At 42.9% G+C, this 16,572-nt stretch carries 19 protein-coding genes; 17 read left to right on the plus strand and 2 right to left on the minus strand.

Annotation, left to right across the window (positions count from 1 at the left end; genetic code table 11):
- Nucleotides 1-616 precede the first annotated feature (616 nt).
- Nucleotides 617-1,147: a transposase gene (locus ACRRU2_RS27485; protein ID WP_432506568.1), complete on the minus strand. Its 531-nt coding sequence runs from the start codon at nucleotides 1,145-1,147 to the stop codon at nucleotides 617-619.
- Nucleotides 1,148-1,354: 207 nt separating this feature from the next.
- Between ACRRU2_RS27485 and ACRRU2_RS27490 the strand changes: the two genes are divergently transcribed.
- The 10 genes from ACRRU2_RS27490 (at nucleotide 1,355) to rsmI (ending at nucleotide 9,010) form a co-directional block, all read left to right on the plus strand.
- Nucleotides 1,355-1,552 (plus strand): sigma factor G inhibitor Gin, encoded by a 198-nt coding sequence (locus ACRRU2_RS27490; protein WP_331701451.1) that lies wholly within the window; start codon nucleotides 1,355-1,357, stop codon nucleotides 1,550-1,552.
- Nucleotides 1,553-1,671: 119 nt separating this feature from the next.
- Complete coding sequence (locus ACRRU2_RS27495; protein ID WP_432506570.1) at nucleotides 1,672-3,213, plus strand: aminotransferase class I/II-fold pyridoxal phosphate-dependent enzyme; 1,542 nt, start codon at nucleotides 1,672-1,674, stop codon at nucleotides 3,211-3,213.
- A gap of 211 nt (nucleotides 3,214-3,424) precedes the next feature.
- On the plus strand, nucleotides 3,425-4,063 hold the full coding sequence (gene tmk, locus ACRRU2_RS27500; protein WP_432506572.1) for a dTMP kinase: 639 nt from the start codon (nucleotides 3,425-3,427) through the stop codon (nucleotides 4,061-4,063).
- A 146-nt stretch (nucleotides 4,064-4,209) separates the two neighbouring features.
- The gene (locus ACRRU2_RS27505) at nucleotides 4,210-4,539 is read left to right on the plus strand and encodes a cyclic-di-AMP receptor (protein WP_331701448.1); all 330 of its coding nucleotides are present in this window, start codon (nucleotides 4,210-4,212) and stop codon (nucleotides 4,537-4,539) included.
- 17 nt (nucleotides 4,540-4,556) lie between these two features.
- Nucleotides 4,557-5,000: a YaaR family protein gene (locus tag ACRRU2_RS27510; protein ID WP_331701447.1), complete on the plus strand. Its 444-nt coding sequence runs from the start codon at nucleotides 4,557-4,559 to the stop codon at nucleotides 4,998-5,000.
- 72 nt (nucleotides 5,001-5,072) lie between these two features.
- Nucleotides 5,073-6,050, plus strand: coding sequence for a DNA polymerase III subunit delta' (gene holB, locus ACRRU2_RS27515; protein ID WP_331701446.1), 978 nt, complete (start codon nucleotides 5,073-5,075; stop codon nucleotides 6,048-6,050).
- A 3-nt stretch (nucleotides 6,051-6,053) separates the two neighbouring features.
- Entirely contained in the window at nucleotides 6,054-6,857 is an 804-nt protein-coding gene (locus ACRRU2_RS27520; protein ID WP_331701445.1) for a PSP1 domain-containing protein, read from the plus strand.
- Between the two features lie 58 nt (nucleotides 6,858-6,915).
- Complete coding sequence (locus ACRRU2_RS27525; protein ID WP_331701444.1) at nucleotides 6,916-7,311, plus strand: initiation-control protein YabA; 396 nt, start codon at nucleotides 6,916-6,918, stop codon at nucleotides 7,309-7,311.
- Nucleotides 7,312-7,454: 143 nt separating this feature from the next.
- Nucleotides 7,455-8,126: a tRNA1(Val) (adenine(37)-N6)-methyltransferase gene (locus ACRRU2_RS27530; protein ID WP_432506583.1), complete on the plus strand. Its 672-nt coding sequence runs from the start codon at nucleotides 7,455-7,457 to the stop codon at nucleotides 8,124-8,126.
- A complete protein-coding gene (rsmI, locus tag ACRRU2_RS27535; protein WP_432506575.1) occupies nucleotides 8,123-9,010 on the plus strand; it encodes a 16S rRNA (cytidine(1402)-2'-O)-methyltransferase in 888 nt (295 codons plus the stop codon). Before ACRRU2_RS27530 ends, rsmI begins: the two co-directional genes overlap by 4 nt.
- 130 nt (nucleotides 9,011-9,140) lie before the next feature.
- On the opposite strand, the gene ACRRU2_RS27540 is transcribed toward rsmI, so the two are convergent.
- Nucleotides 9,141-9,395: an AbrB/MazE/SpoVT family DNA-binding domain-containing protein gene (locus ACRRU2_RS27540; protein WP_331701442.1), complete on the minus strand. Its 255-nt coding sequence runs from the start codon at nucleotides 9,393-9,395 to the stop codon at nucleotides 9,141-9,143.
- 271 nt (nucleotides 9,396-9,666) lie between these two features.
- Between ACRRU2_RS27540 and ACRRU2_RS27545 the strand changes: the two genes are divergently transcribed.
- The 7 genes from ACRRU2_RS27545 to veg all read left to right on the plus strand — a co-directional run bounded on the left by ACRRU2_RS27545 (nucleotide 9,667) and on the right by veg (nucleotide 16,476).
- Nucleotides 9,667-10,962 carry an HD domain-containing protein gene (locus ACRRU2_RS27545; protein WP_331701441.1) on the plus strand — a complete coding sequence of 432 codons (1,296 nt, stop codon included), beginning with the start codon at nucleotides 9,667-9,669 and terminating at the stop codon, nucleotides 10,960-10,962.
- Nucleotides 10,963-10,993: 31 nt separating this feature from the next.
- Nucleotides 10,994-11,767: a TatD family hydrolase gene (locus tag ACRRU2_RS27550; RefSeq protein WP_432506578.1), complete on the plus strand. Its 774-nt coding sequence runs from the start codon at nucleotides 10,994-10,996 to the stop codon at nucleotides 11,765-11,767.
- 454 nt (nucleotides 11,768-12,221) lie between these two features.
- The gene (locus ACRRU2_RS27555) at nucleotides 12,222-13,370 is read left to right on the plus strand and encodes a ubiquitin-like domain-containing protein (RefSeq protein WP_331701439.1); all 1,149 of its coding nucleotides are present in this window, start codon (nucleotides 12,222-12,224) and stop codon (nucleotides 13,368-13,370) included.
- Nucleotides 13,371-13,513: 143 nt separating this feature from the next.
- Nucleotides 13,514-14,062, plus strand: coding sequence for a ribonuclease M5 (rnmV, locus tag ACRRU2_RS27560; RefSeq protein ID WP_331701461.1), 549 nt, complete (start codon nucleotides 13,514-13,516; stop codon nucleotides 14,060-14,062).
- A 3-nt stretch (nucleotides 14,063-14,065) separates the two neighbouring features.
- Complete coding sequence (rsmA, locus tag ACRRU2_RS27565) at nucleotides 14,066-14,974, plus strand: 16S rRNA (adenine(1518)-N(6)/adenine(1519)-N(6))-dimethyltransferase RsmA (protein WP_432506580.1); 909 nt, start codon at nucleotides 14,066-14,068, stop codon at nucleotides 14,972-14,974.
- A gap of 60 nt (nucleotides 14,975-15,034) precedes the next feature.
- Nucleotides 15,035-15,904: a sporulation peptidase YabG gene (yabG, locus tag ACRRU2_RS27570; protein ID WP_331701437.1), complete on the plus strand. Its 870-nt coding sequence runs from the start codon at nucleotides 15,035-15,037 to the stop codon at nucleotides 15,902-15,904.
- A gap of 296 nt (nucleotides 15,905-16,200) precedes the next feature.
- Complete coding sequence (gene veg, locus ACRRU2_RS27575) at nucleotides 16,201-16,476, plus strand: biofilm formation stimulator Veg (RefSeq protein ID WP_331701436.1); 276 nt, start codon at nucleotides 16,201-16,203, stop codon at nucleotides 16,474-16,476.
- The last annotated feature ends 96 nt before the right edge of the window (nucleotides 16,477-16,572 follow it).

Below are 16,572 nucleotides of genomic sequence, written 5' to 3' on the forward strand. Positions count from 1 at the left end.
AGTACGAATCATGATAAAAGCACGCATCATGATGTTAGAGGGTAGATGATGTGCTTAAGTTGTGCTCCCCATTTACGTTTGATTAATATTGCAGTTACCCTCCTCAAACAAACTAAATGGGTTTCCTCAGGCTGTTGAAAAAGTAGTTTGGAAACTCTAACGAATCCTAGTAGCGTTATTACACCGAAAAAGCTGGTTTTGAAAATGTAACGAATCGTAGCGTGCTTATTCGTTATAAACGCTGCCCAAATGACCTTTTGTTCACAGATAGCGTCTCTGTGATGCATTAGAATTTCAAAAGAGGCATTTTATGCGAAATAGCGTATTCAGGATTCGTTAAAAAATGAAAGCATCCCGAGTTCCGCTCTAGGTTCCCCATATAATGTGCTAACGGATCCTAGAAGCGCTACTTGGCCCAAAACAGCCTTTTTAAAAATCTAACGAATCTCAGCAGCCTTATTGAGGGGAAAAGGTGCTCCAAACGGTGATAATTTCACAAATAGCGCTGTGTGGATGCGTTACAATTTCAAAAGGGTCATTGATGAGGATATAGCGCTTCACAGCTTCGTTATAATTTGAGACGGCTGTGAGATCGTTTGCGCTATAATGAATCTAGCTATATTAAATAGTAGGATGCTTCAAAAGATTGCAAGCGAAGGACACCTTCTTTCGGCTGCTTGCGAAAATAAAACGCCAGAAGCAGTCGAGGAACGATTAGCCAGGCATGCCAGGAAACCAAGCTGATCATATACGAGGCGGGTATCCATGGATACAATAGCGCGATTGCGCATAGCCCGACCCAGAACAAGTGGCGGTGTACGCGCCGAAATAAGGTCAAGGATATATCATTGGCTGGCTTAAAGCCGATCCAGGGCGGATTGATTCTCCATATCCATTTGCGGTCAGTTGCTTCCTCAACCCGAATAAAGGTAATAAGCAAAATGACAATATGGAATAGCTGTATAGCCGCAAAGCCGGCAAACCAGGCTACCAGACCTTGAATGCCATAAGCCATCAGCTGGAATCCAAGAAATATAGCAATAATAATAAAATGGCTTTGTATGAGCTCGCGTTTTATAACTAATCTTTTCGTCAGTCTATATTGATAAACAGTTGCATGCTGCTGATCAGATAGCTGTTGTCGCATAAATATCGCCCTTCCTGATAGTAAATCTAATCAATATATCGGCCAAATCGCCAATTTTCATAATATTTTTATAGGTAAATAAGCACCCAAAGCAAGGTATACGCATACGATAAATAAATATTTGAAATAGGCTATGAAAACAGTATAAAAAGATAGAATAAGTGACATACTAGTTATACTATTATTGTTGTGAAGGTGGCGATTAGTGTGCACAATAATGTTGAATTTCAGCCTCATTGTATTATTTGCGGTTGCCAAAAGGAAAAAGAAGAAGGCATTTATATCGTATCAGAGTTCATATGTAAATCATGTGAGATGGAAATGGTCCAAACCGACGTAATGGATGAAAAATATCCTTATTTTATAAATAGAATGAAACAAATTTTAATTAAAAAAAATGCATGAGCAGCGATCAAATGCGCTGTTCTTTTTTTATCTCCTTCTTATCTCTTTATAGGAACGCTGCAGACATAATGGTATGATGAAGGAAGCAGCAAAAGCGGTTTTGAAAGGAATGCACAAAGATGACATTATTGAACGCGCCACTATATAAAAAACTAAAAGAACATGCAGCCGCAAAGCCTGTCAGCTTTCATGTACCTGGCCACCGGAATGGCGAAGCGTTAGCTGAGCTTACGGTCGAGACAGACTATTTGCTGGAAGCTCTTCAAACCGTAATGAAGCTAGATGTTACTGAGTTAAGCAGCACGGATGATTTGCATGATCCTCAAGGAGCTATTAGGGAGGCACAGCAATTAGCCGCCAAAACATTCGGCGCTGAGCATACTTTTTTTTTAGTGGGCGGAAGTACTTCGGGCAATTTGGCCATACTACTATCAGTGTGTGATTACGATGACATTGTTATTGTTCAGCGCAATGTACATAAATCAATTATTAATGGATTAAAGCTCGCAGGAGCCAAAGCAGTGTTCGTATCACCGCAAATAGATGAACAGACCGGATTGGCAACGATCCCCTCTGTTGAAGCGATTTCGCAAGCATTGGAGGCTTATCCCACAGCTAAGGCAGTATTTCTGACCAACCCGAATTATTATGGAATTGGCTTTAAGCTTAACCAATGGGCAAATGCTGTGCATGCCTACAATATTCCACTGCTGATTGACGAAGCGCATGGCGCGCATTACAGCCGCCATCCAGAGCTGCCCACAAGCGCTTTAGCGGCTGGCGCCGATGCAGTTGTACAGTCTACTCATAAAACGCTGCCTGCTTTAACGATGAGCGCTATGCTTCATATTCAGGGCAATCGATTAAATGTACATAAAATTCAACAAACTTTAGCGATGATTGAAAGCTCCAGCCCATCATTTCCATTATTAGTTTCCCTAGATATTTCCCGAGCAATGATTGATCAAGCCGGGCAGCAGCTGCTAGAGCAAAGTATTCGTACAGCTAATGAGCTGAGAAGCTGGCTGCAGCAAAGGAATGGAGCTATACAAGCGGTTCAGCTTGATTGCCATAATAAAATAGAGCAGTTATCAAATAAATCGGATTGTAAACAGACAGATCCTCTGCGCGTTTTATTATACGACCGGACCTATGCCAACAGCGGATTCGAGCTTCAGATAATGCTGGAGGAAAATAATTGCTGGATTGAAATGTCCGATGCGAAGTACTGCGTTTTAATAGTAAGTATTGGTATGGGAATAGATTCTATAGACCCCTTGAAGCAGGCTATTACTATTATAGAAGAAAAAATTGCATGCCAGGTCAGCCAGCATACAATGAATAGAAGTAAGCAAGCAGAGCAATTACAGAATGAAGGAAGCTGGGAGCTGACGATTAGCAAGCCGGTTGTATTTAGACGTTCATTGAACACTGCACAAGTTGTAATATCAATTACACTTGAGGATGCGGAAGGCTTTGAAGCTGCAGAGCAGATTATTCCTTATCCGCCAGGTATTCCGTTACTATATGAGGGTGAAAAATGGACAAGAAGCTTAATTCATCAAGTGAGCCGCTTGGCTAAAGCAGGTGCAAGATTTCAAAACGCGTCTGATGCGGAAATGAAAACGGTCTTGGTATATGAGAAAGGTCCTGGTGTATGAGAAAGTTTAGTGAGGCAGTCATGAATAAAAATGTATAGTTTTGGTTTAATCGACAGATTATTATTCTTTGTTAAAGGTTATGCCTATTTTCGACATTGTTTGTACTGTAAGCCTTTGTTAAAATATAAGAAATTATAACTTATTATAAATCAATTTTATGATTGGGTTTTTCAACAGTCTGAATATGATATTATGGTTGGGAGCTATCCGATTGAATAGAGGACTATTTATTACATTTGAAGGCGGAGAAGGTTCAGGAAAGTCGACACTGATTGAAGCGCTTGCGAATACATTAATAAGCAAAGGGCGGTCCGTAGTGACGACCAGAGAGCCCGGCGGAATACCTATAGCCGAAAAAATCCGCGAAGTTATTTTAGACCGCAGCCATACGAGTATGGATGCAAGAACAGAAGCGCTGTTGTATGCAGCAGCGAGAAGACAGCATTTGGTGGAGAAAGTGATACCAGCGATAGAGGCGGGCTCGATTGTGCTTTGCGATCGTTTTATAGACAGCAGCCTTGCTTATCAGGGATATGCTCGCGGCCTGGGCATGGATGAGGTATGGGCGATTAATCTTTTCGCCATTCAGGAAAGGATGCCGGATCTTACTTTGTTTCTGGATCTAGAACCATCGGCCGGTCTTGCAAGAATTGCAAAGGCAGCTGAGCGTGAAGTGAATCGCCTTGATTTGGAGAAGCTAGAATTCCACGAAAGGGTTCGCACAGGTTATGAGATGCTTCTTGAGCGTCATCCCAATCGTATTGAAAGAATCAATGCTGACCAAACTAGAGATAAGGTGTTTTCTCAGGTTTTATCGATAATCGAAGCACGTTTAGCAGGAATTGCTTGATCCTGTGTCAAACTTTATAAGGATGAATAATATGTACTAAGCAAGCTTGCTCGTCCACTTAGATGGTCGGCAAAGCTGGTCAGCTATGGCTATACGAAAGAGGGCATTCCGTATCCTATTCTATTAGATTCAAGGAGGAATGAAACATGAAATTAGTTATTGCGATTATACAAGACAAGGATAGCAATCGTTTGTCGAATGCGCTTGTGCGCGAAGGCTTCAGAGCAACGAAGCTAGCTAGTACAGGCGGTTTCTTAAGAGCAGGCAATACAACTTTTATGATCGGTATAGAGGATGAGCGCGTACATGAGGTGTTTAATGTGATCAGCTCAAATTGTAAAGTGAGAGATCAATTGGTTACGCCAATTTCTCCTATGGGCGGTTCTACAGACTCCTATATTCCTTTTCCTGTGGAGGTTCAGGTTGGAGGGGCTGCGGTTTTCGTTGTTCCGGTTGAACGCTTCGAACATTTCTGATTGGGTGTGACTAAATAATGAGAGTCGATCAAGGATGGCGTCCATTAGGGCAGAATCGGACGGCTAATGACTCCGCAACAAGGCCTGTTCAACCGACTAGCTTCGCCGATGTAATGGTACAAAGAGATGCAGAGCGCACGCATGAGCAGCTTCAGCAGAAGCTGCAGGATATTCATCGCCAGGGGGAACGCCTGGCTAGAATAATGTCGGTGCGAGAGCTGAAATTGTATCAGCAGATGGTAAAGCAATTTTTGGAGGATACGATCAGGCGTGGTGTCGGTCTCAAAGAAGTTAGAGGCTTCGATCGACGCGGCAGAGTTAAACGCTATAAGCTTCTTGAACAGATTGATGAAACATTGGTTTCTATGGCGGAGGAATTGCTGGATAGCGAGGAAGGCAAGCTCGAGCTGCTGAACAAGATAGGTGAAATCCGCGGCTTGTTAATTAATTTTTTGTTTTAAACGCGCCTACCCTGGGACGGCGGACCCGTTTATCCTTGCGATTGGCTGCAACGAAAGAAAGGTATGACTTAAATGAGCCTGGAACAGTTATCTGGACAATGGAAGGCGTATCGGATTTTAAAAAATGCGCTGCGAAGCGGTAAAATTTCACATGCCTATTTGTTTAATGGACCTTCTGGAACAGGGAGAATGGCCATGGCGCAAGCCTTTGCGCAGGCGTTATTTTGCACAGCGGACGGCTATGATGCTTGCGGAGAATGCCTGGAATGTCGTAAGTTTATAAATGGAAATCAACAGGATGTTACTCGCATTGCTCCTGACGGGCAATCGATCAAGATTGACCAAATAAGGGAGCTGCAGCGCGATTTATCTTATCGCAATCAGGATAGCAGACGTAAAGTATACATGATTGAACGAGCAGAGACAATGACTTTGCAGGCTGCCAATAGCCTGCTAAAGTTTTTGGAAGAGCCTATTTCCCCTATTACAGCAATATTAATCACCGACAATGGACAAGCCGTACTCCCAACTATTCGCTCACGGACCCAATGGGTGCCTTTTGTGCCGATGAACCCGGAACAGATGCTTCAAATCTTAACCGGCGAAGGATATTCGGCGGTGCTGGCAAGAGCAGCGGTGCAGTTATCATCAGGCTTAGATGGCGCGCGACAAATTCTTGAACAGAATCAGTTTGCAGAAATCAGAAGCCTAGTGATACAATTAGGTAAGGAGAGTTTGACCCGATTCACCGCGGCGATGATCACTGCCCAACAACAACTTTTCAAAACAGAGCTTATTCATCACATAGAGCTGTTGTTATCGTTATTGGTAGTTTGGTTTAAAGATTTGGTACAGTTCCAGGCCAGCAGGCAGGGCAATATCGTTTTTATAGATCAGTTAGAATGGATAGGAAATCATGCATTTGAACGCTCTACAGCGGGCTATATCGGCTGTATAGAGCATGTACTTGAAGCAAGCAAACGAATACATGCCAATGTATCTCCTCAGCTTGCATTTGAGCAACTTTTGGTAAAATTACAGGAGGGCTAGTCCTTGTATAATGTCATCGGTGTCCGCTTTAAAAAGGCGGGCAAGATCTATTACTTTGATCCGGTCGATCATCCCGTGGACAAAGATCAGCATGTTATTGTTGAAACTGCACGTGGAATCGAATATGGTAAAGTGGTGGTTGGACAGAAGCAAGTCGGTGAATCGGATGTCGTCCTCCCGCTCAAGAAAGTAATACGCATAGCAAACGATGCTGATGCTCAGCTTGTTGAAGAGAACAGAATGGCTGCTAAAAACGCGTTTCATACTTGTCTTGAGAAGATTAAAGGCCATCAGCTTCGCATGAAGCTTGTTGATGTCGAATTTACATTTGACCGCAACAAAATTATATTTTACTTTACTGCTGAAGGCAGAGTAGATTTTCGCGAACTGGTTAAAGATTTAGCAAGCGTATTTCGTACACGCATTGAGCTGCGTCAAATCGGCGTGCGGGATGAAGCGAAAATGCTGGGCGGAATCGGGCCTTGTGGAAGAATACTGTGCTGCTCTTCATGGCTGGGCGATTTTGAACCGGTATCGATTAAGATGGCCAAGGATCAAAATTTATCGCTTAATCCAACCAAAATTTCTGGGTTATGCGGCCGGTTGATGTGCTGTTTGAAGTACGAGCATGACAACTACGAAAGCGTAAAAGAAGAGCTTCCAAGTGTAGGCAAGCATGTTATTACCTCACTGGGAGAAGGCAAGGTTACTGGTATTAATGCAACTGCAAAAACCGTCTATGTGCAGCTGTTTGATGTGCCAGGCAAGCCTAAAGAAATGTCATTAGACGATGTTGTACTCAAGTAGACAATAGTATGACTGACTTGCGGAGATATCTCCGCATTAGAAACTCTGGGGTGGGAACTTGGAGAAGAATGATGTTTTTTCACAAATGGATGAAATGCAAAATCGGTTAGGTACTTTTCATGCAGAGCTTGGTACGCTTAAGCGTAAAGTAAAAGAGCTGCTTGAAGAGAACAAGCGGCTTAGTATTGAGAATAATCAGCTGCGTCAAGTGCTGAAGCGAGAGCGCCATGCTCCTGCCTTACAGCAGGATGTAACTGAGCAGACTCCAGCTGAGCAGCTGCAGGCTAGCGGGCAAGCAAGTCAGCATCATGATATGCCAACTTCTGCGGTTGGCGAGGGCTATGATAATTTGACGCGCTTGTATCACGAAGGGTTCCATATATGCAATGTATATTATGGACATTTGCGAACAGAAGGAGATTGCCTGTTCTGCCTTTCCTTCCTAAATAAATAGTGGAATCAAAGTAGACAAGCCGTCCTTTATGCAGAGGACGGCATTGTTTTGTTTTACAATATAAGCAGGAATGAATATAAAGGAGAGGCTAATGCTTGACTGAACATGTATTATTGCAGGAATACGAACGAATAGATGACTTGATGACACCGTCTGAGCTGAAAATCATTCAAAGCAGAGACGTATTTAGCTTTTCATTAGATGCTGTATTATTATCCCGTTTTGCCTCGATTCCGCCTAAAGGGCGTATCGCTGATTTATGCACGGGCAATGGGGTTATACCTATATTATTATCTGATCGCACAAAGGCCGCGATTGATGCGGTGGAAATTCAGCCAAGGCTGGCCGATATGGCAAAACGAAGCGTTGAAATGAATAATTTGGCTGGCCAAATCAACGTTATTGAGCATGATCTGCGCACATTCCCCAAAACAGCCGGCAATGGCGTATATGATGCGGTTACTGTTAATCCGCCTTATATGACACTGGCTTCTGGCGAGGCTAATACTAACGAGCATTACGCAATCGCCAGGCATGAGATTTTTTGTACGATTGATGATGTTGCGCAGGCTTGCTCTCGTATAGTAAGGCCTGGGGGTAAAGTATCGATGGTGCATAGGCCATCTCGGCTGCTTGATATAATAGAAGCATTGAGACGATGGAGGCTGGAGCCTAAGCGCATTCAGTTTGTGCATCCAAATAGAAGTACAGAAGCCAATATGGTGCTTATTGAAGCGATGCGTGATGGGAAGCCTGATATTAAGCTGTTGCCGCCAATAATGGTTTACGATGATAAAGGAGTACAAATTGTATGAATAGACAAAAAAGCTTTATCCATACTGCAGGCACTGACACAAAAGGCATTCTGTATCTTGTAGGTACGCCTATTGGCAACCTGGAAGACATGACGATGCGCGCCATAAGGATATTAAAGGAAGTAGAGCTGATAGCTGCTGAGGATACGAGACAGACTCGCAAGCTGCTTGCTCATTTTGACATACACACTCGTCTGGTAAGCTATCACGAGCATAATAAACTCGACAGCGGTCCAGAGCTTATAAAATTATTGCAAGAAGGCCAATCGATAGCTCTGGTCAGCGACGCAGGCTTGCCTGCTATTTCCGATCCGGGCGCTGATTTGGTTAAAGAGGCGGTAGAGCAGCAAATTGCCGTCGTGCCTATTCCAGGAGCTAATGCTGCTTTGTCTGCATTAATTGTTTCCGGCTTGTCTACCGAGCAATTTATGTTCGCAGGTTTTCCGCCGCGTGTCCGTAAAGCCAGAAATAGCTGGCTGGAGGAGCTGAGAGGGGTTAAAGCGACATTAATTATGTACGAATCGCCGCATCGTATAAAAAAGACCTGCCAAGCGATGCTGGACAGCTTGGGAAATAGGCAAATTGCAATTGTAAGGGAGCTGACTAAGCGGCATGAAGAGGTGCTGCGCGGCACGCTGCTTGAAAGTATGGAATGGTTTGAGGCAAATGATCCGCTTGGGGAATATTGTCTTGTTATTGAAGGCGCATCTGAGCAAGAGGCAAAGGAGCTGCAGCAAGCGGAGCAATGGTGGAAAGAGTTGGATATCGAATCGCATGTTGCTCATTACGAAAAGACGATGAGCCGCAAGGAGGCAATTAAACAGACTGCGCTCGATCGTGGTGTCCCAAAACGAGATGTATATAATGAAGTAATACGTTCGTAAGTTATTTGAGAATGTTGTATTTCTACAAAAAAAAGGACCTTCCTGGCCGGGTTCTAGCGCAGGAAGGCATCAAGGAGTATAAAAAGGTTAGAATTAATATAGTTGATATTTTGATTATAACCTATTTCTTTTATTTTGTCACAGGAGAAGGCATTTCCTCTAAACAAATATGACAAACTATTTTTCCTTTAAAGTAAGATACGTTCTCAGCATTGCCGCAGAAGATACATGCAGGCTCGTATTTTTTCAACATAATACGTTCGCCATCTACATAAATCTCAAGAGCATCCTTCTCGCCAATACCTAGGGTACGGCGCAATTCAATTGGAATAACTACACGGCCAAGCTCATCTACTTTACGTACGATACCAGTAGATTTCATCATAAATGTATCAGTCCTCTCTTTAAATGAAAAACGGCACAATTCGACATTGTTAAACAATGTTTTAAGTATATAATACCAACTCTTCCCAAAACAGTCAACCTAATTCATTGGAGGAAAACCCATAAACATAGGTGTTTAGACAGAAATAGGAACTATAAACACAAGATATAGGATACAATAAATTATCCGATATGGAAACTATTTTACGACACTTTTCGACAAAATACAATCGGTTTGTGTCGAATATATGAACGTGAAGGAGATGGGAAATATGCAAGCACAGCTGTCGGAAGAAAAAGTTTTTAAAGACCCGGTACATAATTATATTTATGTTCAGGATGAAACCATTTGGAATTTAATTAATACAAAGGAATTCCAACGCTTGCGCCGTATTCGGCAGTTGGGCACCTCATATTTAACATTCCATGGCGCTGAGCATAGCAGGTTCTCGCATTCACTAGGAGTCTATGAAATAACACGCAAAATTATTTCTAGATTTGAAAGAAATGAGTATGCAGATTGGCCGAAGGAGGAAAGGCTTGTTTCATTATGCGCGGCACTGCTGCACGATGTCGGTCATGGGCCTTTTTCCCATTCGCTTGAGGAAGTATTCGATACAGACCACGAGGAATGGACTTGTGAGATTTTACTTGGTGATACGGAGATAAATAAAGTTTTGCGGCAAGTATCTGATAGCTTCCCGCATGATGTCGCTGCAGTTATCCGCAAGACGTATAAAGAGCCGATTGTAGTCAGCTTGATTTCCAGTCAAATGGATGCCGACCGAATGGATTATTTGCTGCGTGATGCTTATTTTACAGGGGTCAATTATGGGAATTTTGATTTAGAGCGCATATTGCGAGTATTGCGCCCTTATAAAGGGAAAATTGTAGTGAAGGAAAGTGGTATGCATGCAGTAGAGCATTATTTGATGTCTCGCTACCAAATGTACTGGCAGGTTTATTTCCATCCTGTAACGCGCAGCTCGGAAATTATTTTAAGACAAATATTTCGCAGAGCGCAGGAGTTATATCAGCAAGGCTACGTTTTTAATTGGATGATTCCTTCATTAGAGCATTTGATTAGCAATACATTAACGCTTTCCCATTATTTAAAGCTGGATGAAGCGCTCGCGCAGACCGCATTTGTTCAGTGGGCGGAGGAGAAGGATGAGCTGCTCCGCGATCTATGCCGGCGCTTTATGGACCGCAAGCTGTACAAGTATATTGCGATCGAACAATTTAATGAAAACGAACATGCATCTATAATAGAAGAAATGATTTCATTAGGGATGCATCCAAACTATCATATGGAAATTGATTTTCCATATGACAAGCCTTATGATGTTTATCGCCCGGATGGAACAAACGGGAAAAAGAAAGAAAAAACACCAATTTTGCTGTTGGATGATCAGGAGCAAATTAGTGAAATTTCTGTTAAATCTGACATTGTTCGTTCGATCACGGGACTGCGGCAAGGGCAGCACCACCTCTATTATCCAATTGAGGCGCTGCGTGACCGTATGCATGAAATGTCCCCGAAACTTAAGGATTGGTTTAAAATATAACAGCAGTTATTTGTAAAGGAGAAGTTTTTAAATGCCATCATTATTTGACACACACACACATATGGATGCACCTCAATATGACGAGGATCGTCATGAAATGATAAATAGAGCGATTGAAGCGGGCGTGGAATTATTTGTTAATATTGGGTTTAATCGCGAAACAATCCCAACCACTCTGGCTTTGGCAGATCAGTATAAACAAATTTTTGCAGCGATTGGCTGGCATCCGGTAGATAGCATATTTATGCAAGAAGGCGATTTGGAATGGATTGAAGAGTTGACCAAGCATCCCAAAGTAGTGGCAATTGGCGAAATTGGTCTGGATTATCATTGGGATACGTCGCCTAAGGATGTTCAGCAGCGTGTATTTAGAGAACAAATTCGACTGGCCAAAAAATTGGGCAAGCCGATTGTCATTCACAACAGAGATGCTCATGAAGACATTGTGCGAATTCTTAAAGAAGAAAAGGCGGATGAGGTCGGAGGCGTTATGCACTGCTTCTCAGGCAGTTGGGAAACCGCCAAAAAATGTCTGGATATGAACTTTTACATTTCATTCGGCGGACCGATTACTTTTAAAAATGCAAGGGTGCCGAAAGAGGTGCTTTTTAATACTCCGCAGGATAAAATTTTGATCGAAACCGACTCCCCATATCTTACTCCACATCCATTTCGTGGTAAAAGAAATGAGTCCGGATATGTATCACTGGTCGCACAGTCAGCAGCCGAAATTAAGGGTTTAACAGTGGAGGAAATAGGGGCAATTACGATGGAAAACGGTAAAAAATGTTTCGGCATAGAATAAAAACAAGCGTAAACGAGAGATTTAAAGAGATTATCCACGTAAAAACTAATTTTTGTAGGGGAAATCAATTAATTTTTCCTCAAATAATCTGTTTTTTAATGAAAATCGTCTTTTATCTCGTCTTTACAATTATGCTCGAGTGAGGTTATGATTCATTTCAGAGCTTTACATTTTGTATTGGATTTCCAATATCGCGAGCTTGGTTTACTCTCTAAATCCTTCTCTGATTTATCAGTTTATCGTGATCACATAGAAGAGGTCGGGAAGGCCGTCCACCCGGGACAAAGTTAATGGACTAGACAGCTTGAGCAGAGAATGATCAAATCTGAGCAAATGTCTAAGGAGAGAACAGCGTTATTGGACAGCGTGCAGCATGCACGCCAATATATTATAGTCGCGTCAGTTGTAACATGCGTAAAACTTGGCGGCGGGACTATGAAGGAGGACCGATGAAGTGGGATCAATCCAACTAGATGACACCCATGGGAAACGATCATCCAGAATGTCTTTCGCAATGCGATGGAAGCATGGAAACTTGCGTTTGATTATTTTGAGCGCTGCGATCTCAATCGCTATGACTTTCATGTTTTTGGTGTTGTTGTACGGTACGGCTGTCAAAAGCGTATCCGTAGTAGTTAATGGACAAGAGACTATTGTGCAAACAAAACAATGGGTCCTGCAACGCCTACTGGATGAACAAGCTATTGCAATTGGGCCTTATGACAAGGTATCCGTTCCTTTAAATTCATCAATCAAGGACGGAGATCGTATTGAGGTGACTCATGCGATACCGGTTGTAGTAAAAGCTGATGGCAAGACATTAACAGTGCACACGACAGAGAAGACTGTACAAGGTGCGATTAAGGAACTAAATCTATCCGTTCGTGATGATGATAAAATAACTCCAGCATTGGATTCTGCTATTGATAACAAAACAGCAGTGACCATTGTACGTGTCGATACAAAGCTGACTTCAGAGGAACGAGCCGTTCCATTCTCTATCGTGAAGAAAGAAGACCCTAATCTTGAGATTGGCAAGGAGAAAGTTGTCCAAACCGGCAAGGAAGGCGTCATCGTGGAAAAGATCGAAGAGAAGTATGAGGATGGCGTTTTAATTTCTAACAAAATGGTTAGCGAGGTAGTTGAACAGAAAGCCGTTGACCATGTTGTAGCGGTTGGAACAAAGAAGCCGGAGCCTAAGGTGACGGTTCTGAGCAATTCCAGCCCAAGTGTAACGTCTGTGACAAAAGGCGGCGCTACCTTCAACGCTAAAAAAGTGTTGAAGAATGTTACGCTGACTGCCTATCATGCCGGCGTCGAGTCAACAGGCAAGGATGAAAGCCATCCGCAGTATGGGCTTACCGCTTCAGGCACAAAGGTGACCGAAGGAAGAACGATTGCAGTCGATCCTAGCGTGATACCTATGGGCTGGTGGGTTTATATCGAAGGAATCGGGTTCCGCCGTGCTGAAGACAAAGGCGGAGCGATTAAAGGCAACAAAATTGACGTTTATTTCGAGAGCAGCAAGGCTGTCAATAAATTTGGCCGAAAGAAAGGCTACACGGTTTATGTTATTGGACCGAAGAAGCCTGCTTCCAGCTAATCTCTGAATGAACAATGAAATATTGCCATCATTAATTTCATATGTCATCATAGGAAGGGGCGCTGCCTCTTCTTTTTTTAATTATATTGAAGTTTAAGGAATACAATAAAGGCATGCGAGTCGAAAGGGAAGGAATGATCTTAGTGATTAAGGAGATCATTGTAGTAGAGGGAAAAGACGATACAGCGGCTATTAAGCGGGCTGTTGAAGCAGATACAATTGAAACAAACGGCTCTGCAATCGGCGAGGACGTATTAAGGAGAATCAAGCTTGCCAATGAGAGGCGCGGAATTATAATCTTTACAGACCCTGATCATGCGGGAGAGCGCATCCGCAAAATTGTTGCGCAGCACGCGCCAGGATGCAAGCATGCGTTTCTGCCGCAGGAGCTTACCACTCATAAGGGAGATATAGGCATTGAGAATGCCAGCCCGGAATCGATCCGTCAGGCGCTGTCAGAGCTGCGTACGGAGTCTGAGCAGACACAAGGGGAAGTGACCTGGGACGATCTCATGGAAGCCAGGCTCATTGTTGATGCCAATGCTTCTGCACGCCGCCTGGAAATGGGCAAGCTGCTTGGCATCGGTTATGCTAACGGCAAGCAGTTTTATAAACGCTGCACAAGCTTTCAAATTACAAAAGCAGAATTTGAAAATGCACTTCGTATTATGGAACAAAAATTGGAGGAGTAGCAATTGAGTGAGCAAGCATATAAAGGGAATCAGCCATCACATGCAGGAGATGTGGCTACTCCTAAGCGTACGAAAGAAATTATTGCAAAATACGGATTTTCATTCAAAAAGAGCCTGGGACAAAATTTTTTAATTGATCAAAATATTCTTAATAAAATTGTGGCGGCAGCACAGCTTGACGCAAGCAAAGCAGCTCTAGAGATTGGCCCGGGGATAGGAGCCCTGACACAGCGTCTGGCGGCTTCAGCAGCCACTGTAACGGCCGTAGAGATTGATAACCGCTTAATTCCGATATTGAATGATATTTTTGCGGATAATGATCATGTCTCGATCGTACATGGCGATGTATTGAAGCTTGACCTGCAGAATCTGTTCAAAGAGAAATTTTCACCTGATCAGAAAGTTAGCGTCGTGGCTAATCTGCCCTATTATGTGACAACACCTATTTTGATGAAGCTGCTTGAAGAGCGCTTACCCCTGGAGCATATCGTGGTTATGATCCAGAAGGAAGTAGCTGACCGTATGGCTGCAAGTCCGGGCGGGAAGGAGTATGGAAGCTTGAGCGTGGCGGTACAGTATTACTGCAAGCCGGAGCTTGTATGTATCGTTCCGCATACCGTATTTATTCCGCAACCCAATGTAGACTCAGCTGTTATAAAGCTTACACTGCGTGATAAGCCTGCAGTTGATGTTCCGAACGAAGAGCATTATTTTAAAGTTGTTCAAGCTTGCTTTGCGCAGAGACGCAAAACATTGGCCAACAACCTTACAGCATTTGTAGGCAAGGAAAAGCGCGAGGAGCTGCTTACACTGCTTGCAGAGCTTGAGATCGATCCGACTCGCCGCGGCGAGACGCTATCGCTTGAAGAATTTGCGCGCATAAGCCGCAGTTTTTTAGAACGAGGCTGGTAAAAATTTCGTATCACCAATCGACATGTCCTTCCATAGGATAGACGAAGAGGTGATTTACCTATGAGGCAAGGAGACTTAGTCGTCCGCAAATCGTATGGCGGTGACGTATTATTTCGTGTGGAAGCCATCCGACCAAAAGCTGATCAAGCTTTGCTGAAGGGCACCGACTATCGTCTAGTGGCAGACTCCCCTATCGAGGATCTAACGATTGTAGATGATCCTAATTCCATGAAGGCAACGCAAGAAGTTCGTATAAAAGTGAACGAATCCATTAAAAAAATTCATACCTACCGCAAAAAGCATACACCTGGCTTAGAACATTTTGCGCGGCTGACACAGCCAGCACAGAGCTCTCCCTATTTTGAGGTGCCGGGCAAGGTGCTCCATCTTGACGGAGACGGAAACTATCTCAAAAAAAGCATGGAGCTATATAAAACCATGAACGTACCGGCATATGGCATTCACGCCCAGGAAGCTCAAATGGCTGATATTTTATTTCGCGTGCTGCCGGAAGTAAAGCCTGATATTGTTGTAATAACTGGGCATGACGGTTTGATCAAACATAGATCAGGAACGGACCATTACAGCCTTTCCAGCTACAAAAATTCTCAGAATTTTGTAAATGCTGTTCGAGTAGCGAGGCAGTATGAGAAAAATCGCGATGGTCTTGTCGTTATAGCTGGGGCATGCCAATCGCATTTTGAAGCGCTAATGCACATAGGCTCGAATTTTGCCAGCTCTCCAGGTCGAATATTAATACATGCATTAGACCCTGTTTACATTGCTATTAAAGCCAGCCTCACCTCTATACGCGATTCGATTAATTTGAAGGAAGTTATTGAAGGAACTATAAGCGGAATAGACGGTGTGGGTGGAATTGAAACTTTGGGAAAATATCGTGTAGGGCTTCCTAGAACGAATACAATGTAAGCATTGTATTCGTTTTTTTTAATATAGAAAGTATAAGTTTTTCACCTTATACCTATTCCTATATTTCACCGAGAAACGGCACATCCTTAGCCAAGGACGCGCAGCGTTTCTTCTTGTATTACGCTTGTCCAAAGTTAAGAAATAATTGGTTATCTTTGTTTAAAAAAATTTTCTAATGGATTTTTACTAATTTGACCGTTGACAAGAGAAATGAACCACTGTTATAATATTTTGTTAAATTTGACAAGCCCGCTTTTTTTGGTTATAATAATCAAAGAAAGAGGTGGTAGTGGTCAATGGCTAAAAACGTGCTATTGGATATTAAACGCAGTTTGGAAGCTCATGTGGGCTCCAAAATCCGTCTCAGAGCAAATGGTGGTCGTCGCAAAACAGTTGAGCGTACCGGTACATTGGAAGAGACCTACCCATCTGTTTTTATTGTTAAGCTAGATGAGGAGCAAAATGCATTTAAACGTGTCTCCTACAGTTACGCGGATATTCTTACCGAATCGGTGGAAGTAACCGTATGTAATGATGAGGGACAGGTACGTATTGCTTATCTTCAACCATAAAGTAATTTTAGATGAATAATAGCCTTAAGTTGGCTTACTGGCGCAGACCTTGGTCTGCGCTTTTTTTTTTGTTTAGGAAATTATGCATCAGTTAAT

Origin of the sequence: Paenibacillus sp. GXUN7292 (assembly GCF_050864975.1) — a bacterium.
GTDB lineage: Bacteria > Bacillota > Bacilli > Paenibacillales > Paenibacillaceae > Pristimantibacillus.

Bases quoted from the DNA above. Each gene is read 5' to 3' on its own strand.
- ACRRU2_RS27485 (WP_432506568.1), bottom strand. From the start codon at position 1,147: ATGCGACAACAGCTATCTGATCAGCAGCATGCAACTGTTTATCAATAT.
- ACRRU2_RS27495 (WP_432506570.1), top strand. From the start codon at position 1,672: ATGACATTATTGAACGCGCCACTATATAAAAAACTAAAAGAACATGCA.
- ACRRU2_RS27505 (WP_331701448.1), top strand. From the start codon at position 4,210: ATGAAATTAGTTATTGCGATTATACAAGACAAGGATAGCAATCGTTTG.
- ACRRU2_RS27510 (WP_331701447.1), top strand. From the start codon at position 4,557: ATGAGAGTCGATCAAGGATGGCGTCCATTAGGGCAGAATCGGACGGCT.
- holB (WP_331701446.1), top strand. From the start codon at position 5,073: ATGAGCCTGGAACAGTTATCTGGACAATGGAAGGCGTATCGGATTTTA.
- ACRRU2_RS27530 (WP_432506583.1), top strand. From the start codon at position 7,455: ATGACACCGTCTGAGCTGAAAATCATTCAAAGCAGAGACGTATTTAGC.
- rsmI (WP_432506575.1), top strand. From the start codon at position 8,123: ATGAATAGACAAAAAAGCTTTATCCATACTGCAGGCACTGACACAAAA.
- ACRRU2_RS27540 (WP_331701442.1), bottom strand. From the start codon at position 9,395: ATGATGAAATCTACTGGTATCGTACGTAAAGTAGATGAGCTTGGCCGT.
- ACRRU2_RS27545 (WP_331701441.1), top strand. From the start codon at position 9,667: ATGCAAGCACAGCTGTCGGAAGAAAAAGTTTTTAAAGACCCGGTACAT.
- ACRRU2_RS27550 (WP_432506578.1), top strand. From the start codon at position 10,994: ATGCCATCATTATTTGACACACACACACATATGGATGCACCTCAATAT.
- yabG (WP_331701437.1), top strand. From the start codon at position 15,035: ATGAGGCAAGGAGACTTAGTCGTCCGCAAATCGTATGGCGGTGACGTA.
- veg (WP_331701436.1), top strand. From the start codon at position 16,201: ATGGCTAAAAACGTGCTATTGGATATTAAACGCAGTTTGGAAGCTCAT.